Annotated in this window: 20 protein-coding genes and 2 pseudogenes; 11 read left to right on the top strand and 11 right to left on the bottom strand. The window is 67.8% G+C overall.

All coding sequences use genetic code 11. The features are described 5' to 3' along the window. Window positions 1–853, bottom strand: an 853-nt coding sequence (locus ACFU8W_RS46720) for a transposase domain-containing protein (protein WP_384051759.1), incomplete at its 3' end; no start/stop codon positions are given. 357 nt (window positions 854–1,210) lie between these two features. Between ACFU8W_RS46720 and ACFU8W_RS46715 the strand changes: the two genes are divergently transcribed. Then, complete coding sequence (locus ACFU8W_RS46715; protein WP_384051756.1) at window positions 1,211–2,629, top strand: IS701 family transposase; 1,419 nt, start codon at window positions 1,211–1,213, stop codon at window positions 2,627–2,629. Between the two features lie 15 nt (window positions 2,630–2,644). Here the strand turns inward: ACFU8W_RS46715 and ACFU8W_RS46710 are convergent, their stop codons facing one another. Then, window positions 2,645–2,875 (bottom strand): hypothetical protein, encoded by a 231-nt coding sequence (locus ACFU8W_RS46710; protein WP_384051753.1) that lies wholly within the window; start codon window positions 2,873–2,875, stop codon window positions 2,645–2,647. A 212-nt stretch (window positions 2,876–3,087) separates the two neighbouring features. Here ACFU8W_RS46710 and ACFU8W_RS46705 point away from each other — a divergent pair, with 212 nt between their 5' ends. Further along, entirely contained in the window at window positions 3,088–3,936 is an 849-nt protein-coding gene (locus ACFU8W_RS46705) for an alpha/beta fold hydrolase (RefSeq protein ID WP_384051750.1), read from the top strand. 64 nt (window positions 3,937–4,000) lie between these two features. Then, complete coding sequence (locus ACFU8W_RS46700) at window positions 4,001–4,816, top strand: alpha/beta fold hydrolase (RefSeq protein WP_384051747.1); 816 nt, start codon at window positions 4,001–4,003, stop codon at window positions 4,814–4,816. 145 nt (window positions 4,817–4,961) lie between these two features. Here the strand turns inward: ACFU8W_RS46700 and ACFU8W_RS46695 are convergent, their stop codons facing one another. Both ACFU8W_RS46695 and ACFU8W_RS46690 read right to left on the bottom strand, forming a co-directional pair. Continuing rightward, the gene (locus ACFU8W_RS46695) at window positions 4,962–5,486 is read right to left on the bottom strand and encodes a CGNR zinc finger domain-containing protein (protein WP_384051772.1); all 525 of its coding nucleotides are present in this window, start codon (window positions 5,484–5,486) and stop codon (window positions 4,962–4,964) included. A 394-nt stretch (window positions 5,487–5,880) separates the two neighbouring features. Continuing rightward, entirely contained in the window at window positions 5,881–6,600 is a 720-nt protein-coding gene (locus ACFU8W_RS46690) for a hypothetical protein (protein ID WP_384051744.1), read from the bottom strand. A 316-nt stretch (window positions 6,601–6,916) separates the two neighbouring features. Here ACFU8W_RS46690 and ACFU8W_RS46685 point away from each other — a divergent pair, with 316 nt between their 5' ends. Beyond that, the gene (locus ACFU8W_RS46685; protein WP_345509889.1) at window positions 6,917–7,489 is read left to right on the top strand and encodes a TetR family transcriptional regulator C-terminal domain-containing protein; all 573 of its coding nucleotides are present in this window, start codon (window positions 6,917–6,919) and stop codon (window positions 7,487–7,489) included. A gap of 191 nt (window positions 7,490–7,680) precedes the next feature. Here the strand turns inward: ACFU8W_RS46685 and ACFU8W_RS46680 are convergent, their stop codons facing one another. Together ACFU8W_RS46680 and ACFU8W_RS46675 are read right to left on the bottom strand one after the other, a co-directional pair. Continuing rightward, window positions 7,681–8,154 carry a DDE-type integrase/transposase/recombinase gene (locus ACFU8W_RS46680; RefSeq protein ID WP_384051769.1) on the bottom strand — a complete coding sequence of 158 codons (474 nt, stop codon included), beginning with the start codon at window positions 8,152–8,154 and terminating at the stop codon, window positions 7,681–7,683. Between the two features lie 58 nt (window positions 8,155–8,212). After that, window positions 8,213–8,521: a hypothetical protein gene (locus ACFU8W_RS46675; RefSeq protein WP_384051741.1), complete on the bottom strand. Its 309-nt coding sequence runs from the start codon at window positions 8,519–8,521 to the stop codon at window positions 8,213–8,215. Window positions 8,522–8,660: 139 nt separating this feature from the next. On the opposite strand from ACFU8W_RS46675, the gene ACFU8W_RS46670 reads away from it, so the two are divergent. Then, window positions 8,661–8,798 (top strand): hypothetical protein, encoded by a 138-nt coding sequence (locus tag ACFU8W_RS46670; RefSeq protein ID WP_384051738.1) that lies wholly within the window; start codon window positions 8,661–8,663, stop codon window positions 8,796–8,798. Between the two features lie 33 nt (window positions 8,799–8,831). Here ACFU8W_RS46670 and ACFU8W_RS46665 read toward each other — a convergent pair whose 3' ends face one another. The 4 genes from ACFU8W_RS46665 to ACFU8W_RS46650 all read right to left on the bottom strand — a co-directional run bounded on the left by ACFU8W_RS46665 (window position 8,832) and on the right by ACFU8W_RS46650 (window position 11,936). Further along, window positions 8,832–8,966: a transposase gene (locus tag ACFU8W_RS46665; RefSeq protein WP_384051735.1), complete on the bottom strand. Its 135-nt coding sequence runs from the start codon at window positions 8,964–8,966 to the stop codon at window positions 8,832–8,834. A 396-nt stretch (window positions 8,967–9,362) separates the two neighbouring features. Beyond that, the gene (locus ACFU8W_RS46660; RefSeq protein WP_384051766.1) at window positions 9,363–10,376 is read right to left on the bottom strand and encodes a TolB family protein; all 1,014 of its coding nucleotides are present in this window, start codon (window positions 10,374–10,376) and stop codon (window positions 9,363–9,365) included. A gap of 58 nt (window positions 10,377–10,434) precedes the next feature. Then, window positions 10,435–11,745, bottom strand: a complete 1,311-nt coding sequence (locus ACFU8W_RS46655) for an MFS transporter (protein WP_384051732.1) — start codon at window positions 11,743–11,745, stop codon at window positions 10,435–10,437. A gap of 2 nt (window positions 11,746–11,747) precedes the next feature. Next, window positions 11,748–11,936, bottom strand: coding sequence for a hypothetical protein (locus tag ACFU8W_RS46650; RefSeq protein ID WP_384051729.1), 189 nt, complete (start codon window positions 11,934–11,936; stop codon window positions 11,748–11,750). A 486-nt stretch (window positions 11,937–12,422) separates the two neighbouring features. Between ACFU8W_RS46650 and ACFU8W_RS46645 the strand changes: the two genes are divergently transcribed. After that, a complete protein-coding gene (locus ACFU8W_RS46645) occupies window positions 12,423–14,834 on the top strand; it encodes an alkaline phosphatase family protein (protein WP_384051726.1) in 2,412 nt (803 codons plus the stop codon). Between the two features lie 293 nt (window positions 14,835–15,127). Here the strand turns inward: ACFU8W_RS46645 and ACFU8W_RS46640 are convergent. Further along, window positions 15,128–15,431, bottom strand: a pseudogene (locus ACFU8W_RS46640) (muconolactone Delta-isomerase family protein). Between the two features lie 159 nt (window positions 15,432–15,590). On the opposite strand from ACFU8W_RS46640, the pseudogene ACFU8W_RS46635 reads away from it, so the two are divergent. The 5 genes and pseudogenes from ACFU8W_RS46635 to ACFU8W_RS46615 all read left to right on the top strand — a co-directional run. Continuing rightward, window positions 15,591–15,809 (top strand): annotated as a pseudogene (locus tag ACFU8W_RS46635) (LysR family transcriptional regulator); the annotation flags it as partial. A gap of 388 nt (window positions 15,810–16,197) precedes the next feature. Continuing rightward, complete coding sequence (locus ACFU8W_RS46630; protein ID WP_384051722.1) at window positions 16,198–16,926, top strand: SDR family oxidoreductase; 729 nt, start codon at window positions 16,198–16,200, stop codon at window positions 16,924–16,926. 352 nt (window positions 16,927–17,278) lie between these two features. Then, the gene (locus ACFU8W_RS46625; protein ID WP_384051763.1) at window positions 17,279–17,944 is read left to right on the top strand and encodes a nitroreductase; all 666 of its coding nucleotides are present in this window, start codon (window positions 17,279–17,281) and stop codon (window positions 17,942–17,944) included. A 257-nt stretch (window positions 17,945–18,201) separates the two neighbouring features. Beyond that, window positions 18,202–18,555: a hypothetical protein gene (locus tag ACFU8W_RS46620; protein ID WP_345509897.1), complete on the top strand. Its 354-nt coding sequence runs from the start codon at window positions 18,202–18,204 to the stop codon at window positions 18,553–18,555. Then, window positions 18,534–19,664: a PP2C family protein-serine/threonine phosphatase gene (locus ACFU8W_RS46615; protein WP_384051717.1), complete on the top strand. Its 1,131-nt coding sequence runs from the start codon at window positions 18,534–18,536 to the stop codon at window positions 19,662–19,664. Before ACFU8W_RS46620 ends, ACFU8W_RS46615 begins: the two co-directional genes overlap by 22 nt. Window positions 19,665–19,996: the final 332 nt, after the last annotated feature.

Genomic DNA, 19,996 nt, shown 5'->3' with positions numbered 1-19,996 from the left:
CGGTGCCGTCGGCCAGGGTTGCGGTGACGGACGCCTCGATGACGCGGACGGTCAGCAGGACAGGCAGGACGCCGTAGCCGATCCGGGCCAGGTAGGAGCCGTCACCCAGGTGCCGGAAGGGCGTGGGTATCCGGCGGGCGGAGGAGCGCACCAGAAACTGGGCGCCGGTGGCCTGGACGTCGCGGGCGAAGGTGTTCGCGTCGAAGCCGGCGTCGGCCAGCAGGAGCATCGTGCGGTCCAGGGCGCCCAACAGGCGGCCAGCGTAGGGGAGTTCGCCGTCGGTCTCGGGGCCGAATGCGGCGGCGATCACGGCACGGGTGCCACACTCGACCAGGACCACGAGTCGCAGCAGCGGGTAGCCGAACTCCACGCTCTCGCCCACTCGCTTGGGATAGCGCCAGGTGAGCGCCTCCTCGTCGGGCACGTGCAGCAAAGTGCCGTCCACGGCCACGGTCCGAAGCCCTCGGTAGAACGAACCGGGCTGCCCGAGGTTGGCGACGGGCCCGGCGAGGATCTCGAACAGCCGCCGCAGCGGTGCTGCCCCGACCCGCCGTCGGGCCCTGGACAGCGAGGAGACCGCCGGACGTATCAGCGGCAGTCCCTCCAGCCCCGCCGTCAACTTGCCCCACACGCCTCGATAGGAGCAGTCCTCGAACAGGGCCAGCGCGAGGACAAAGAAGACCACGACCCGGGACGGCAGCAGCCGCAGCCGCTTCTCACGTGACCCGGTCTCCTCGATCACCGCGTCCACCAGTACGAAGTCCACGACCTGGGTCAACTCACCCAAGTGGCCGGGTGCGTACACACCCCCGGCCGCCTCGACCGTGCGCATGATGACAGACTTCTCCTGCAACGGGACTCCCGATGATCTTCTTGCTCGACACAAGCTGATCTATCAGGACGTCCCGTTGCGTCATTCACCAGGGCTTGATCTGCGACTCAAGACTCAAACGCAACGGTGTTGCGGTCATCGTTGGTTGGTGATGATGGAGAGGGGCTGGGTGAGGGCCGTGAGGCTGCTCAAAGATCGTAATGATCGCGTCCCACCAGCGGTCGGCACACCTGCGCACCTCGGCCACGAAACCAACCGCCACGTCAACCCCCGAAGGACTTCCGGAGCCAACCACTTAGCGGTGGTTTGTTGACGGCGGGTCAGGGCCGTAGTGGGCCGGTAGCAGAGGAACGTCGCCTCGCCGCCTGGGGGCTTGTGATGACCCGTCGTCTGCCGTGTCCGCCCGCACCGGGCCCGCTGGAAGCTTACGCCGCACGCTTCGATGGCCTGTTCTCCACACTGGTACAGTGCCGTGGGTTCCGCGAGTACCTGACGGGACTGCTGCTGCCGCGGGACCGCAACAGGACGCTGACCTGCCTGGCTGGCACCGAACCCGTCGTCGGGGCCCAGCACCCCTCGGTGCAGCGGCTGCAGTTCTTCTTGTCCGAGTCGACGTGGGACCACGAGCGGGTCAACGCCCGCCGGGTCGAACTGCTGCTGGCCGACCCCGCGACCGCGCCGCACCCGGGCGGGGTGCTGGTGATCGACGACTCGGGCGACCGCAAGGACGGCAAGGCGACGGCGCACATCGGCCGGCAGTGGCTGGGCCGGCTGGGCAAGACCGACAACGGCATCGTCACCGTGACCACCTGCTGGGCTGATGAGAACCTCTACTACCCGCTGCACGCTGTGCCCTACAGCCCCGCCCATCACTTCCCCAAGGGCAGGAGCGATCCCGACTTCCGAACGAAACTGCAGATCGCCGCAGAACTCGCCCGCACCGCGAACGCTACCGGGGTGGCCTTCCGAGCCGTGGCCGCCGACTGCGCCTACGGCGACCAGGACGGTTTCCGCAGACAACTCGGCCAGGCGGGGCTGCCGTTCGTGATGGCTCTCAAACCGAGCCACGGTACCTGGGCCTACGGCAAGGACGCCTACACCCCCGTCGACGCCGCCCGCGCCCTGACCGGGACGGACCCCGAGCATCCCGGCGACTGGACCCCGGTAGAGCGGACTTTCCGCGACGGGCGCACCGAGACGTGGTGGGCCGCCGACGCCCAACTCGGCTGGTGGGGACCCGACGGAAACGTCCGCCTGGTCGTGGCGACCGCAGACCCGGCCACCCTGCCCGCGCAGGCCACCTGGTACCTGGCTACCGATCTGCCCCGCCCCGGCGGTCTCCGGGAGGCCGACAGTCCCGAACCCGCCGCTGACCTGCACGAAGTCGTCCGGATCTACGGCATCAGGCACTGGATCGAGCAGAACTACAAGCAGGTCAAGGACGAACTCGGGTGGGCCGACTTCCAGGTCCGCTCCGACACCGCCATCCGTCGCCACCAGACGCTGGTCACCTGCGCGTTCTCGTTCTGTTGGGACGCCTGGTTCAGTCCACCGCCCGAGGTTTCGCCCGGCACAGCACCACCAAAGCCGCCCGAAGAGCCGGGCCGGCCCGAGAGGGGGACCAACCAGACCCCACCAGCCCCACACGGTCAGCTGGCCCAAGGCAATACGCGCCGTCCGGGCCTGGCTCGACCCCTGGACCAGCCTCCAACGATGCTGGCGAGCCTGGACGAATGCACCCCCACCACCCGAACTCCAAGCCCTGATCAACGCCGTTGGCGCAGGCCACCCGCTTGACCTCTACTCCCCGGCTTAACAAACCACCGCTAGCACCGGCCCGGACAGCGTCGCGGCAACAGTGCCGGCGACGGCCGCGAAGGCCGTCATCACGGTGAACCGGTGGCGCATGCGCAGGAGCACCGAGAGCCCCATCAGGTTCTGGGCCAGGGAGAAACCGGAGAGCGTGACGCCGAAAGCGACGTAGAAGGCCGTGAGTCCCCGGCTGTCGTAGTGGGTCAGCGGCAGGGCGTCCGTCACCTTCACCGTCTTCTCCGCTCCGTGAGCGTAGGCGGGGACAAGGCCTTCCGCGGTGTTCGTCGTCGACGGCCCGTTGGCGCCGGCGGCCTCGAGGAGTGCAGTTTGACAAATCTAAGACGACCGGTCATATTGAGTATCAGCTCCGGGTCACCAGTGACCCGCAACCACTTCGCGGCCCGGTTGAACACCGGACCCGGCATTCTTTAAGGAGAATCGCCATGGTCAAGAAGACGGTTCTGCGTCATCCCCGCACGTCGGCCGTCGCCCTGGGCGCGGTCGCGGGAGCCGCGGCGCTCACGCTGACGCTCACGGCGCCGGCCGGAGCTGCCAAGGCCGAGGAGCAGAAGCCGAAGCAGAAGCCCACCGTCGTGCTGGTGCATGGCGCCTTCGTGGACGGCTCCACCTGGAACGGCGTGATCGAGCGCCTGCAGCGCGACGGCTATCCGGTGGTCGCCGCGGCCAACCCCCTGCGCGGGCTGGCGAACGACGCGGACGCCCTCCGTAGCCTCCTCGACAGCATCGACGGGCCGATTGTGCTCGCCGGTCACTCCTACGGCGGCTCCGTGATCAGCGAGGCAGCCGCGGGCAACCCGCAAGTCAGGGCCCTCGTCTACATCGCGGCCTTCGCTCTCGAGAAGGGCGAGAGCGTGACGGAGCTGAACAGCAGGTTCCCGGGAGCCGACCTGGGCTCCGCCCTCAATCCCGTTCCGTTCGCGCTCCCCGGCGGCGGCACCGGTATCGATCTGTACATCAAGCCGGACAAGTTCCACGACGTGTTCGCCGCCGATGTGCCGACGTCTCTCACCGACCTGGCAGCCGCGGCGCAGCGCCCGGTGGCGGCCTCGGTCTTCGATGACGAGCCCAGCGAGGCCGCCTGGACCACGATCCCTTCCTGGGACCTGATCACCACCGAGGACAAGGCGATCACGCCGGAAGCGCAGCGTTTCATGGCCGAGCGCGCCCACGCGCACACCGTCGAGGTCAAGGCCTCGCACGCGGTGACGGCCTCGCAGCCCGGCGTGGTCACCCGCCTTATCGAGCAGGCTGCCCGCAGCACCGATCGCTGACGGCTCCTGGCCACAACCTACGGAGGCTGAAATGACAACGTACTCAGCAGTGCGGACGCAGACGGTGAGTGCTGCCAATGGCATCGAATACGCCTACCGCAGCGTCGGATCGGATGGCGAGGCGCTGCCCCTGGTATTGCTGCAGCACTTCCGCGGCAATCTGGACAACTGGGACCCGGCACTGATCGACGCGTTGGCGGAGGAACGCCGTGTGATCACGTTCGACAACACGGGTGTCGGTGCCAGTACCGGGCGCACCCCGAACACGGTCGCCGCCATGGCCGACGACGCCATCGAGTTCATCGACGCGCTGGGTCTGGACAAGGTGGACCTGCTCGGCTTCTCCCTCGGCAGCTTTGTCGCCCAGGACATCGCCCTGCACCGCCCGGACTTGGTCAACCGGGTCGTGCTGGCCTCCTCGGCGCCGCAGGGCGCTTCGGGAATTCACGGCTGGCGTCCAGACGTCATCGAGGCGGTCGGCGGCCGGGAGCCGTCGCCGGAAGGCTATGTGCGGGTCTTCTTCGGCAGCAGCCCCGAAGGGCTCGCGGCGGGACAGGCAGCCGCCGGCCGTATCTTCGGCCTGCGCACCGAGGGACCGGACGAGCCCACGACTTGGCAGACCCGCCTGGCCCAGTACGACGCGGTGACCCGGTGGGGCATCCCCGACCACGCCAAGCTCGAGCGGCTGCAGGGCATCACGCAGCCGGTGTTCGTCGCCAACGGCGACAGCGACCCGATGATCCCGCCCCGCTACTCGCACCTCCTGGCCGGCCTGCTGCCAAACGCGCAGCTCAAGATCTACCCGGATGCCGCCCACGGATTCCTGTTCCGGCACCACAAGGAATTCGCCGCCGACGTCAACGCCTTCCTCCGCGGCTGACAGACGAGCCGCGATACGAACCGCCGCGCTTGTTCACGGCCTTCATGACAGCGCCCGTCCGGGGCCGCACCACGCGGTCTCCGGGCGGGCGTACGTCGTTGCGCGAGCCGGCGTCGAGACGCCGCCTTGCATCACGCAGGGCGTTTCAGCCTGTGTGAGCGGACCGACGGCGTGCGCGATAGGCGCGCAGATTGGCGGCGTTGCCGCATACCTTCACGTCGTGCCACACCCAGCTGTTGTTTCGGGAGCGGTCGTAGAACGCCACCGCACAGCGCGGGTTGCGGCAGGTCTTGAGCCGGTTCCAGGAGCCCTCCTGCTGCGCCTTGAACACCTCGATGGCTGCCAGGGAGGCCACCAGCCGCCAGCTGGATCCGCGGGGGAGGGGCTGGACACGCCCTTGTGTGTCCCAGCGCATGCTCAGGGAGACCGCGGGGAGCGCGGCGGAAGCGATGCCGGCGGGGTCGGCCGAGTCACCGTCCGGCGTCGCGATCCCGCGCCGCAGGTCGTCCCGGAAATCACGCAGCCGCTCCAGATCCCCGGGCTCCAGCTCGACGCTCAGGTGAGCCGCCCCAGGCGTGCCCGCCCAGTCGGACAGCGCGCCGTTCAGCCAGTTCTGGGCCGTGGAGGGGTCGGCGAGGAGGTCCTCCTTACGCGGCTTGCCCGCGGCAATCGTGTTCTCAGCTCCTGCACGAAGGCCAGCCCTCCGGGCGCCGGTTCGATGCCGTAGCGGCCAAGGGCTGACCAGATCACGTCGACGCCCGCAACTTCCCGAAATATGTCTCCATCACTCACTTCTTACGTCGGTAGCTTCCGCAGGCCGTCGCTCCGAGATGGCCCCATCGTCCGGCTAGAGATGGTCCAAGGCATGACGATGACGCATGGACATGGTGGCCCGCCTGCCGGCGCGGTAGGGGCGGCAGGCCCGCGCTACTGCTGTTCGGCTCTTACGTACGACTCATCCCCCGACCCTTCGCAAGGGGCGGGGGATGAGCGGTTCGGGGCTGTCTTCTGCTTCGGACGCGGGCCTTGTGCCCACGGCCGCGCTGTCGGATGAGTTGCCGAGGTCAGGCGAACGTGACGTTCTCGACGTCGATGGTGACCAGCTCGATGTCACGCACCACCACGCCGTCCTCCCTGAGGGGGTAGACGCGCCGCTTGGTGGGAACCATGATCCCGCCGAATTCCGCGTAGTGGGAGGCGTAGTGCGCGGCCGGCCCGGCGTTGATGACCTCTGCGGTGTAGTCGTGCCTGCGCAGTAGTCCGTCGCTGCCGAAGTAGAAGAGCTGCTCCTGGCTGTGTGTGGCGACATCGTCGGGGAAGGTGACCTTGAGGCGGCTCCACTCCTCGCCGTTCTCGATGACGGGGGACAGCTCCTCGGTGCGGAAACTGGGGGACGCGAAGGTGAAGGGGGACGTCAGGTACGTCCACATCGCGTAGCCGGCGAAGTAGGCGACATGCAGGTCGTCCCACGGGGTGTTGAGGGTGTGACCGGCGAAAGCGTCACGCGGCGACAGGCGCTCGGACCGCACCTCGCCCTCGTCGGTCTCGATGGCCACCCGCCCGGCGCTGAACGAGGTCCGCAGGCCGGGTTCGCGGAAGGGGTAGTGGCTCGCGTGCTGCCGGCGCAGGTCGACCTGGACGGCGGCACGGTCGAAAATCGCTTCCTGGCCCTTGAGCCCCCACAACGCACCTCCGGAGTGGAAGTCGACGGTGGCCGTCTCGTACTCGTTGTAGCGGTCCAGGCCACCGTGCGCCTTGATGATTTGGGCCGTGAGATCAGTCATGACGACGTCCTCCTGCTGGTGCGCCATCGCCCTTGGTGGCGGGTTGCGCTCGACCACCATAATGACCGGTCGTCTTGAAAATCGCAAGGGATGCGGCGAACGAGTGCGCCCACGGTCCGCCAACCCCGCAGCTGTACTGGTGGAATCCGGTCACAGGGGGCCTGCATGGATAGCCGTAGTGGTAATATTGAATGCGACCGCCCGCCTTGATGGAAGCGCCAGAGTCATGAGGGATGCGGGTGGTGGAGCCGCATGGGATGGACACGAATGGGCGGCTGTAAAGTGATCGCTCATCTTGTAGGGAGGAGGTCCAGCGATGCCAAGAGCCAGTCTGCGTGAGAACCTCATCGCTGCGGCGGTCGAGCAGTTCCATACCCGGGGTTACGCCGCGACGGGCGTGAAGGACATCACCGATGCCGCAGGTGCTCCGAAGGGGTCCTTCTACAACCACTTCGAGAGCAAGGAAGCGTTGGCCGTAGTCGCCTTGGAGCGGTACGGCGACACTCGGCGGCTGGAGGCGCTGCGTGACCGTTCGGTCGCGCCGCTGACCCGGTTGCGGGAGCACTTCGAGTTCTTGCGGGACGAGAACATCCAAGCCGGATTCAACCGGGGCTGCCTTGTGGGCGATCTCGCCGTTGAGGTCGCCGATCACAGCGATGCGGTGCGTGCGACAACGCACGCCGGCCTGCAGGCCTGGACCGACGCTCTCGCCTTCGCCATCACCGACGCCCAGGAGGCGGGCGACGTGGCCAGGACCCTGGAGGCCTCCACCTTGGCGCGCTTCGTGCTCAACGCCTGGGAGGGTGCGCTAATCTCCGCGCGGGTGGACCGTTCGGCTCGGGCGTTCGAATCATTCCTCACGGTCGCCTTCGGCGTGCTGCTGCGGTGAGTTCCAGGCCTGCGTCTGCCCTGCACTCCGTGTCGTCACCTGTTTGACGGGTGGCGTCCGACCCCCAAAGGCGGGTCTGTCGGCGAGGTCCTGGACGAGAAGGTCGCTGGCGAGCTGACCAAGTCCTACCAGTACAGCCCCTGGGGTGAGCGCCTGTCTGAAGTTTCCCCGTGATCTTGGGCACGTGGCTGTTATGCCGCGAGGGCTTGGTCTTGCCGGTAGCGCAGGCGTGTCTCGTGGGGCGTGAGGTAGCCCCAGTGGATGTGCTTGCGCAGGCGGCGTCTGTTGTAGAAGGTTTCGATGAAGTCGAAGATTTCGGAGCGGGCGGTGGCCCGGTCGGGCCAGAAGCGGGTGCCGATCTCCTCTTTGAGTACGGCCCAGAAGCTTTCCGCGGCGGCGTTGTCGAAGCGGCTCCCGGTTCGGCCCACACTCTGCCGGTGTCCCAACTTGCCGATTCTGTGGCGGAGTTGATCGGAGGTGTATTCCGATCCACGATCACTGTGGATCTCGCGGCCGGGTTCCAGGCGGCCCAGCACGAGGGCCATGTCCAGGGCGTCGATGACGAGTTCAGCGCGATGGTGGTCGGACATCGGGTACCCGATGATCTCGCGCGTGGCCAGGTCCAGCCACGAGGCGAGGTAGAGCCAGCCCCCAGCCGTGGGGATGTAGTGATGTCCCCGACGATCTTCGTTCCGGGGCGGGTGGCGGTGAAGTCCCGGCCGATCAGGTCCGGCGACGGGGCGGCCTTGGTGTCGGCCTTGGGCAGACTGCGGCGGCCGGTGCGTCGACCACTCGGCCCTGCCGGTGCAGTTCGGCGGTGACGCGCGGGACGCCGTAGTTCCGCCGGGACGCGATGGGGATCACCGTGATCTCGTGCGGCAGGGCCTCATCGGCCCGCCGCCTCGCCTCGCGGGCCTCAGCCCCGGCCACCCACGTGTAGTACGTGGAGCGGGCGGTCTTCATCACCTTGCATAGCAGCATGATGGTGTAGTTCGCCTTCTCCGCGTGGATGAACCGGCATATCTCGCTCACCGGTCGCTCTCCTTCGCGAAGAAGGCGTTCTGAGTTCAACTGGTCGGTGCAGCATCCCTGGTAGAAGAGGCGCCGGGGGTGTTGCAGGTGGCGGACGTCCGGGGATGTCGGATGCTCAGAAGCGGGAGGTCTGGCGTCGATGGAAGGAGGGCAGTCGCTCAGCGAGATCGGCCGCGCGCTGGGGCAGGCGCCCGGATCGATCCACGACGTGGTGAAGTCGAACGGCGGCTTCGTCCCGGTCGGCGGCACTCGGCTCGCCCCGCCCGGCGGGGACTGATCCGGTGTCCTGAGCGGCGCGGGCCTTCTTCACTCAGCCCCGCAGAGACTCCGAACTGATCCCAAGCTCCCGGGCGACCTCGGTCAGTGTCCGTCCCGACGAACGGACGAGCTCGATCGCGTCCCGCTTGTACTCGTCCGAGTACCGATTCGTGTACTTGCTTCCCACCTGGCACTGCTTCCTCTGGGCTCTCGCGTCCCAGTCTCCAGGTGTCCACGATCAAGGGGAAGCTTCAAGGTAGCAGCGTCCGTGAAGACCCACGTCTCCGGGGCGACGCCACTGACATCGGTGCTCGAACGACACGTACAGGGATCGTCGCCCTACAACCACCGGGCGTACGCCCCATCGGGCTTTCTCTCGCTCACCGCGGAATACACCGAGGTCACCGGCGTCATGGCACCGCCGGTGATATGGCGCGACAAGAATAACGCTCCGTCACCGCCGTATGTGCAAGGAAGCCTAAATCCAAATACACCCTCCGCCCGTAGATCCCCGGCCGAGTGGCCTTCTTGCAGGGTTGAGCAGACGTGACGTAGAACCGCTGACCACGACAAGTGACCGTGATCAGCCGATCCAGGCCGGCGACAGGGCGTCGTGCGCCAGGACCTGAGGAGCGCCCGAGCCATCGGCCGGGACGGTGTAGAGATGGGCGTCGTAGTCGGGGAGCGAGTAGACCAGGTTGTTGTCGTCCGACCAGACCACCTGCTCGTCGAGGCTGCGGGTTTCCGCGACCGGGTGCTCTTGCATCGTTTCGAGGTCCAGGACGTACAGCCGCCAGGGGAGGTTCTTGGGCAGGCCTGGGACGCGCTTCTTGAAGGCGATCTTCGTTCCGTCGGGGGACAGTGAGGGGCACTCGAGGTTGGTACGGAGCGTGGTGGCCTTCTTGGTGGTGACGTTGCCGTGGATCAGATACGTCTGGCCGTCGGTGCCGAGCGTGGCGTAGAAGTGTTTGTCGTCGATGAACGTGACGCCCCAGAAGTTGGCGTCGACGGGGTGAAAAGGCTTCCCATCCTTGGTGACGGCGTATTCCTCCAGGCTGGGCTGGAGGGCGCCCGTGCGGGTGTCGAGGATCGACGTGCGGGTGGAGAAGGTCTTTTGTGCGTAACCGTCACCCCCGACGAAGACCGTCCAGGCGGCCATGTGCCCGCTGGGCGAAACCCGGGCCCGGCTGGGAATTCCGGCCAGAGGTATCCGCCGGGTCACCTTCAGGCTCGGGTCCAGGACGAGCGCAGTGTAGGTTTCCTGGAACGCACCCATCTCGGACTGCAGGCAGATCCCGGTGCCAGCGGCCGCGTAGAAGCGCATGCACTTCACTCCGGAGTAGGTGCGCGGTCCGTCGGGCGCGTCCGGCGGGACGCTGCTCAACTCGTCGCGGTGCGGCCCATACTTCAGCGAGCGGAAGACGATCCGAGGGGGGCTGCCGGGCGCGAGCGACACCGTGCCGGCGCCGACCGTGGGCCCGCCCGCCTGGACTTGATTCTTGCGGTCCGCCTGGTATGACCACCCGACCACCCCGGCCACGCTCGTGAGGGCCAGGACGCTGGCGAGGAGCACCAGCAGCTTGTTGCGGTTGGTCATCGCGTGGGCCGCCGGGGCTGTTCGGGGCGCCTTGGTCATCCGGTGCCTCGTTTCCTGGTCAGTCACTGCCCGTCACTCCCTTTTCCTGTGCCGAACTCTCGGCCGCTGAATGTTCGGCCGCCGGGCGCAGCCGTATCGACAACACCAGGCAGAGCGCCAGCGCGAGCGCCGCACCGCTGAGCGCGGAACGGTCGCCCCACGCCGTCCAGGCCGCGCCGAAGGCGATCGAGCCGACGAAGCGTGCCGCGGCCTGGCCGGTCTGCACCAGGGCGAGTCCGCTGGACCGCAGGCCGGCCGGTACGCAACCGGCCGCGGCGGCCATGAGCACACCGTCAGTGGCGGCGTAGAAGGCGCCGTGCAACGCGAGGACCGCGTACGGCAGCCACCCGGACTGTACGTGTGTGAGCAGCAGCCCGTACGCCGTGAGCAGCGCGAGGTGGCCGCCGATGAATACCCGCCAGCGGCCTACCCGGTCTGCCCACCGGCCCAGCGGCACCGCCAGCAACAGGAACGCCACGGCCGTGCCCAGCGGCAGCAGCGCGATCCAGCGGTCGGACACCCCGAGCTGCCGCTGCAGCAGCAGGTAGACGAACGAGTCGCTGACCGTGGCCAGGCTCAGCACCACCGCGCACAGCACCAGGCGGCGCAGCTCGCGGCGGCCGAGCAGGGCGACGGCGGCGCGCAGCGACGGGCGTTCCGCGGCGGACGCCGGCGTGGCGCCCAGCTCCGGGGCGCGCGAGGGCACGAACAACAGCAGCACGATCACGCCCAGGGCCGCCACGCAGAAGCTGACCGTGAACACCACGTTGTAGCCCTCGGGTGCCTGACGCAGTATCAGGAACGCGACCAGCGGCCCGAGCAGGGCACCGGTGGTGTCCATCGCCCGGTGCACGCCGAATGCCCGGCCGCGGGTCTCCGGCGGCGAGGACAGTGAGATCAGCGCGTCGCGGGGCGCGGTGCGCAGACCCTTGCCGGTGCGGTCCATCGCCAGCACCGCGCCGATCAGCGGCAGCGTGTGCGCGGCCAGCAGCAGCGGCTTGGAGATCGCGGACAGGCCGTACCCGAGGGCGGCAACCGTTTTGTGGCGGCCGCCGCGGTCGGCAAGGTGCCCGCCGACCAGCCGGACGAGCGCGCTGAATCCGTTGTAGACCCCGTCGAGCAGACCGAAACCGAGCGGGGAAAGGCCCAGTCCGGTGACCAGGTACAGCGGCAGGATGGCGGTGACCATCTCCGACGAGATGTCGGTGACGAGACTGACCGTGCCGAGCACGAGCACGGTCGTCGTCACAGCCGACCGCCCGGGGAAAAGGCCCCGGGCGGTCGGCGCGGTCGCGGCGGGAGTGCTGCCGCGGCTCTCACTGACGTACATGGTCACCCAGCCCAGATGGCGGGTATGCCGGACGCGGCCTGGACGGCGGGCGTCGACGTGCCCACCAGCACCGCGCCGACCGCCTGGTCGGGGCCCCCGAGTCCGGCCCACGGGTCGGCGGAAGTGGTGGCCCAGTCGACGGCGGACAACAAGACGGTGAAGCCGCGCCGGGGCGGACTCCAACTGGGCATGGATTACTCCTGATGTGCGGTTTGTGGCAGTGGCTCGCCAAATTTATAGGCGCATATTCCCTGGCCAAGAAGACGTAGAGTGAACTGAATTGGAACGCTTCGGTCCGGTTGGCGTCCCTGAGGTTGCGCGCCCAGTTACCTATTTCGTGGCCCTGAAACGGGGCTCCTGGCCTCCTGGCCCGGCATGACTGTTGCCCCCTGTTGAAGGCATGATCTGGGGGTGTCACCGTGGCCCGGAGCGCCGTCTGACGCGATCGCCTGGGGGTGACTCCAGGCTTTGCGTCCGTACGCAGCGTTCGGCCCCATACCTGTTCGGCTGTATTTGAGAAGTTCACCTTTAGTTTAAAACGGTGGGAGTGAACGTCCCTACGCTGCTGGCTGCCATGAATGGCTGCGACAGCACAACGGAAGCATCACCGTTTGCCTTTGCGGTGGTCTTCGCCGCGATGCCGGCGTGTGCTGTCGCCCTAACAAGGAAGAACCAGCATGCGCATAGCGCGCCCAAGCATCCGAGGCCTGATGGCCTCGGCCCTGCTGGCATGTATCGCCCTTCCGGGGGCCGTTTCCGCGGCCGCGGAGACTCCGGACGCCGGGTCTTCGGTCGCCGCGTCTTCGGTGGTCGTGGGTTCCCCCGAGGTTCCCAAGCCTGACCACGTGGTCATGGTGATGATGGAGAACAAGGGCTACGACGACATCCTCAAGAACCCGTCCACCAAGCCCCAGGACCAGGTGCCGTACATCAAGTCCCTGGAAGCCCAGGGTGCGTCGTTCACCGACTCTTACGGCCTCCAGCACCCGAGCCTGCCCAACTACTATGCGCTGCTGTCCGCCTCGGACATCGTGAAGACCAACACGCATCCCGCGCCGTCGTCCGTCGACACCGACAACCTGGCCAACCAGCTGGTGACCCACGGGTACACCTTCGCGAACCACGCCAACCAGGCCAAGCCCACGCAGTGGTTTCGCTTCAAGACCACGCCGGGTACCGCGGCGAACCTGAACCCGATGGACAAGCGGCTGGAGCAGTTCCCGACCACGCCGGAGGGGTTCGAAAAGCTGCCCACCGTCTCCTTTGTCGTGGGCAACGGCGATCAGAGCATGCATGACGGGTCCCTCGCGCAGGGCGACGCCTGGGTCAAGAAGACCTTCGACTCGTACATCCAGTGGGCCAAGACGCACAACAGCCTGTTCGTGCTGACCTGGGACGAGGACAACTTCACCCCGGTCAACCGCATCCCGACGCTCATGGTCGGGCCGATGGTCAAGGCCGGCGAGTACAGCGAGCGCATCAACCACTACAACGTGACGAAGACGCTGCTGGACATGTACGGCCTGGACCACATCAACCACACGGCCGACCCGGACGTCTCGACGATCACTGACGCGTTCGATCTGTCGCAGACCGAGCGCCTGCAGGGCACGGCCGGGCGATGCCTGGAGAACCACCGGACCAACCCGGCGGAGCCAGGCAAGCTCGGCCTGTGGCACTGCGAAGAAGCTGACAACCAGCAGTGGGTCAGGCACGGGGACGGCACGCTCCGCAACGCCGACAAGTGCCTGACCGCCACCGCGGACCAGAAGACCGGACTCGCCGACTGTGACGGCACCCCCGCGCAGACCTGGCAGCCCAAGACCGACGGTTCCCTGCTCAACCCGGCATCCGGCCGCTGCCTGACCGTCCCCGGCGCGGACATCGCCAACGGAACCCCGGCGGAGCTGCGGGACTGCGACGGCACGACCAGCCAGAAGTGGATCGTGCCCGGCTACAACGCGGAGCACTCGCTCACGGTCGACGCGCGCTCGTTCGTCAAGCCCGGCTCCACCGCCACGGTGACGACCACCTACACCAACGACGTCAGCCCCATGGCGCTGTCGAACGCCTCCGTCGACCTCACCGTGCCCAACGGCTGGACGGCTGAAGCCACCTCGCCCGCCACGGCCACCAACCTCGAGCCCGGCCAGTCGGTGAAGACCACCTGGACGGTCACAGCCCCCGCGGACGCAAAGCCCGGTGACCCGGCACTGTCCGCGCAGGCCACCTTCAAGAACGCAAAGAGCACTGACGAGGACACCAGCACGATCCGCGTCGGGTACAACCCGGTCGATGCCGTCGCAGCTACTCCCGAGGGCCTGGATCTGGTCGCCGGGCACTCCACATCTGTCCGGGTGAACGTCACCAACAATACGGCCGCCGGCACGGACGTTACGGTGCAGGCGGACGTGCCGTCCGGGTGGACGGCGAGCGCGCCGCAGCCCGTCACCCTGAATGCGTGGGAGTCCAAGACCGTCACGTTCTCCCTCACCCCGGCTCAGGACGCGTTCGGCCGCGAGATGGTCACGCTGTCCGTCGACGGGGAGTTCCCCTCGAGCAGTACGATTCCGGCGACCGTCGGCAAGCCGATCACGATGGCCGGGGAGACCGATGCCAGCAGCCATGAGTTCGCGCTGGCCCCGAATCGATACAGTGCCTATCCGTCGACGTTCCCCAATGACGTCACCTTCACCACGGGTGTGAGTAACCCGGCCACCGCTTGGAGTTACATCCAGCCCGGGCCTCGCGACTCCTGGGCCGGGAGCAAGTCGCACACGTTCACGTTGAACTTCAATCTCGCCACTGCGCCGAGCAGCGATCTGACGTTCACCGCCTGGCTGCAGGACACCCACCCCACTGCCCCGCCCGCGCTCACGATCGGACTCAACGGCGCCGAGCTGAGCAATGTCCAGACCCCGGCCGGCGGCGGCGGTGGCGCCACATCGGCTAATAACACCAAGCCGTCCACGGTGAACGTGACCCTGCCCGCCGCCAAGCTCAAGGCCGGCGACAACACCGTCACCGTCACCACAACCGGCGGATCATGGCTGGTCTACGACGCCTTCGGCATCCGACAGCTCCCGTGACCCGAACCAGCTGACAACTCGCCAAGTCTGCCGCACGCGGCTGCTGACAATCGCCGGCAGTTGCGTGCGGCCAGCCCCCATAGAGACACCCCCCCCCGCGAGGTTGCTCGCGCGGGGGGCGCCGGTGGGTGGGGCGACAGCGGAGGGCGGACGGGACGCCTGCGGCCGCGTCGGTGAGCTGGTGCTGTTCGGGTGCGGTCGCTGCCCCGTGCGGCCGAGATGCATCGGGCCGGCCTGTCGAGCCCCCGAAGCGGTGGGTGGGGGAGAGGGAAGCAGACGGAGGTGGCGCGCGGTCAGGCTTCGTCGTGGGTTCGGCCGGGGTCATTGGGGTGGGATTCGAGCGGGGTCACGGTGGGTGTCATCCACGGGCGCAGCGGGAGGGTGTCGAGGACCTTCCCGTGGAGTTCGTCCTCGTCGGCGGCGCGCCAGATGCCGATGCTGCGCAGTTCGCCGATCGGGCGCCACAGCCGGGACAGGTAGCCGGCAGCGGCGAGTTCGCGGGCGCGGTGGGCCTCGGCGGCGCGGCGGCGGTCGACCTCCTCCTGAGGGGGTGCCCTCGGGGATAGTGGTGGTGATCTCGACCAGGAACTCGCGCATGGGGTGGCTCCGTTGTTCGGGCGCCGGGCCGGGCCGGGGCGCTGTGGGGTGTGCCGGGGGCGGGGCTCTGTCGTGTTCTCATGGGGCGCCCGTCGTCGGGGTGTTTGCCACGACCGGTGTCCTCGCTGGTGGTAGGTGCAGCCTCTCAGCGGCCGTAGCATGCGGGGCGTGGAGTTGCGTCAATTGTGGTACTTCGTGGCAGTTGCCGAGGAGCTGAACTTCGGGCGGGCTGCTGAGCGGCTGCTGATCGCCGGGCCATCGTTGTCCCAGCAGATCAAGGCGCTCGAACAGGATCTTGGGGTGCGGCTCTTCGATCGCGATCGCCACTCGGTGGCGCTGGCCCCGGCCGGGACGGCGTTGCTCCCGCATGTGCGCTCGCGGTCCTGCAATGGGGCCGCTGGCCTCCGGGCCCGGTATGACTGTGTCCCCTCTGTCGAACGGATGGCCTGGGGGGGGCGCCGGGCCAGAGGGGTGCCGTCGGAGACGCCGATGAGAGACCCGGCCACCGTCCGGCCTGGTGCAATGCCGGGCAGCTCGCGGGCGGCAGTGTGTGTGTTTTCGCTGTTCAGGGCCGTGGTAGCAGGGCGGGTTCGAAGACGTCACGGTAGGTGACGCGCATAGGCCGGGCGCCCCTCGGCGAGATGGTCACCTTCGCGGACGGTCTGTACACCCCCGTTCCTTAGCCGATTAGGGCGCCGTTTCTTGCCGCGCCCCCATAGCGGCTCATATGACGTATTTCGTACGTAATCTCAACGAAAGGTATGTCATGAAGTTCGCAGTCATCGGCGGTACCGGGCTGATCGGGGCGCAGGTCGTCAAGGATCTGAACGCCGCCGGACACGAGGCGGTACCTCACTCGCAGTCCACCGGAGTCGACGTCATCAGCGGCCAGGGACTGGACGAGGCGGTGGCGGGAGCTGGCGTCGTCGTCAATCTGACGAACTCCTCGACCTTCGACGAAGCATCCCCGGCCTTCTTCCAGACCTCGATGGACAACCTTCTGGCCGCGGCCCAGAAGGGCGGCGTCGGCCACTTCGTCATCCTCTCGATCGTCGGCACGGACCAGGTCCCGGAGCTGGATTACTACCGGGCCAAGACGCTCCAGGAGAACATCCTCGCGGCCGGGCCGATCCCCTACTCGATTGTCCGGGCCACGCAATTCATGGAGTTCATGGACGCCGTCCTGTCCTGGACCACCGACGGCGACACCATCCGGCTGCCCGCCACGCCGATCCAGCCGATCGCGTCCAAGGACGTGGCCAGCGCGGTGGCGGAGGTCGCCGCGGGCGCCCCGCTGAACGGCAGGCGCAACATCGCGGGCCCCGAGATCTTCACCCTGGACGAGCTGGGCCGGATCACCCTCTCCCGCAAGGGCGACAACCGCACCGTCGTCACCGACCCCACCGCCGGTATGTTCGCCGCCGTCAAAGGGGATGTCCTCACCGACAAGGACGCTCACCTCGCCCCCACCCGCTACGCCGACTGGCTCTCCTGACTCGCTCGCGCCCCCTCCGGCACGCAGAGCGCACAGAACCCAGCCCTAGCCTGTCGTGAGTGATGCCACGTACTCCATACAGGGGCCAGGCGTGGTCTGTGCGGCCTCACGCAGCCAGGGCATCGACCGCGCTGGGCGCCGGACTCGCCCGTTGTTGTGACGGTGCGATGAATCGCTGACGGTTGAGCAGGTCGAGTCGTGGGTTGCGGGGACAGACAGGTTCTATGCCCGGTTCGCACAGCTTCGCACTGGGCGAACAGCTTCGCGTACTGAGAGTGCTACTTTGTCACATTTTAAGGTTCCCGACTGTCCATAAGCAGACACGTGGAGCAGGTGAGGGAGGTGGATGACCTTGGACGTTTATGAGGCGGTCGCGAGCCGACGGGCGGTGCGCGGGTTCACCGACCGACCTGTGCCGAGGGAGGTGCTGGAACGTGTGCTGTCCGCCGCGGCTTGGGCGCCGTCCGGGTCAAATCTCCAGCCGTGGCGCACCTACGTGCTGACCGGCCGGCCGCTGGCCGAGCTCAAGAGGCGTGCCGGCGAACGCGTGGCCTCATGCGACCCCTGGGACGAGCGGGAGTATGAGATGTACCCGCCCGCACTGAAGTCCCCGTACCGCGAGCGCCGATCCGCCTTCGGCCATGAGCGCTACAGCGCACTCGGTATTGGGCGCGAGGACTGGGAGGCGCGCCAGCGGGCCGCTTCCGCGAACTGGGACTGTTTCGGTGCGCCCGCCGCCCTGTTCTGCTACATCGACCGCGGCCTGGGGCGGCCCCAATGGTCCGACGTCGGCATGTATCTGCAGACCGTCATGCTGCTACTGCGCGCCGAAGGGCTGCACAGTTGCCCGCAGATGGCGTGGTCGGTGTATCGCAAGACCGTCGCGGCGGTCCTCTCACCCCCGGACGAGCTCATCTTCTTCTGCGGCATGTCGATCGGGTTCGAGGACGTCACGGTGGATTACGCCCGTACGGGCCGGGCGCCACTCGAGGAGATGGTCACGTTCATCGAGGACTAATCAACGGTGCTTATCGCCCATCTCCGGTGCGTTCTGCTAGCTACTGCCCCCGGGCGGGGGGCTGAGCCGGCGGGTGTTCGCCGTACAGTCCTGCTGGCGGTGGCCGTAGATGTCGCCACCGACGAGCGGCCCTTCTCCTGGACAGGCACGGCGATTACCTTCGCCCAGTCCTACGCCGGTGGAATTCTGGTGGGCGCGCGGTCCCCCTGCTCCTGGTTCCGATCAGGCGCCGGCTTCCCGAACCGCTGCTCCACAGCGTGCTGAGCGTCGCCACCCCCTTCCTGGCCTACCTGCCCGCCGAGCTCCTGCATGTCGCCGAGATCGACTCGGACCGGCCCCTCCCCTTGGACCAGGCCTTGAAGGCTGGACGTACCCGTCTCTTCGACTGGCGCGTGCTGGAGCCGTACTTCCGTAATCGGAAGTCATGGCAGGGCTGGCGGACGGACAGTATGAGGCCGCCGCAGGAAGGCTGGGAGAAGGCCCGACCCGTCGGCTGGCTGGGGGTGCGCTATCGGTGGAGCATAAGGGGTATATGGGTGTACGACGTGTGTGGGATCGCTTCCTGGAGCATCCAGCCGGTGGTGGGCTGGTGGCGGTCCCGTTCGTGCTGATTGTGACGATTGCCGCGCTGGATATCTACACCGGGCGCGATGTCCAGCTGGGCCCACTGCTGGTCGTCGCGCCCGCTCTGACCGCTTCCCTCGCCGGGACATGGCTCACTGCTCTCGCTGGGGTCCTGGCGGTGGCGGCCCAGGTGTTCATCGCTGTCTTCCTCGGTGGACTGACCACGCCCAACCGCGTGGCGCAGATCATCGCGCTGACGGTGCTCTCCGCTCTGGTGGTTTTCATGCGGTCTGTGCTGGAGCGGCGCGAGCGGGCGCTGAGTCTGGCGCGCTCTGTGGCAGAAGCAGCTCAGCGTGTTCTGCTGCGGCCTCCGCCACGCCGGATCGGGCCGTTGCAGGTGGCATGGCTGTATATGTCCGCGGAGGACGAGGCCGAGATCGGGGGTGATTTGTTTGCGTTCGCCCGCGCCGCGCATGCCGCGACCCGGGTGGTCATCGGCGATGTCCGGGGCCACGGGCTGGCTGCCATCGGTGAGGCCTCGCTGGTGCTGGGGGCATTCCGTGAGGGCGCTCACCGGCGTGCCACCCTCCCCGGGCTGGTAACTGCCCTCGGAGAGAGCGTCTCCCGGAATCTGGAGGACGTGACGGACACCGAGCACGACGCCGGCGAGCACTTCATCACCTGCCTCGTCCTGGAGATCCCCGACGACCTGTCGGCCGCCGAGATGATCGATTGCGGACATCCCCCTCCTCTGCTGGTGCACGATCAGCGGGTCACGGTCCTGTATGCCCGACAGCCCCTGCCTCCGCTGGGCGTGTGCGAACGACCGATCGAGGACGACCGCATCGACGCGTTCACCTTCAAAGGCGGTGACATGCTCGTCCTCTACACCGACGGTGTCATCGAAGCCCGCTCGCCGTCCGGAGCCTTCTACCCGCTCGCCGAACGAGTCGCCTCCTTCCCCACCAGCAGCCCCGACACTCTGCTGCACCACATCCACCGCGATCTGCTCGCCCACATCGGCGGCCACCCCGCCGACGACGCCGCCCTCCTGGTCATCGAACGCACCCCGTCCCATCGGCCGCACCTCACATCCCATCCCAGTGGTCACCACCAGCACCACCCCAGTGGATCGCCCCCGCCCCCAGGCCGCTGAACCCAAGAAACGAGCGACCCCCGGCGGGTGGTGTCAGGCCCATTCCTTTGCGCGTCGGCCGGGGCCCGCCGCGCCGCGCCGCCGTCAGCCCGGCAGCCCGGAGCCGGGACGGAAGAGCCGGCACCCGATGCTGTCCTTCGTGTGCCGAGCCCCACCAAGGGGTGAGGCGGGAGAGTCCCGCCGGATGGAGGTACCGCTGTGATCGTTCGACTCCTGGGCGGCCCGCTCGCCGGCCGCGAGCTGTCGATCACCCGGGCCCGTGGGCCGTCGAGGTGGGGGCCGAAGGAATTCACTGGCCTGCTGAAGCGCGGTTCTCGACGTGTGTGGGCCCT

The organism is Streptomyces sp. NPDC057565, assembly GCF_042801455.1.
GTDB classification, from domain to species: domain Bacteria; phylum Actinomycetota; class Actinomycetes; order Streptomycetales; family Streptomycetaceae; genus Streptomyces; species Streptomyces yanii.
Note: the sequence above shows the minus strand (reverse complement) of the source record. Positions and strands in the feature narration are given on the sequence as shown.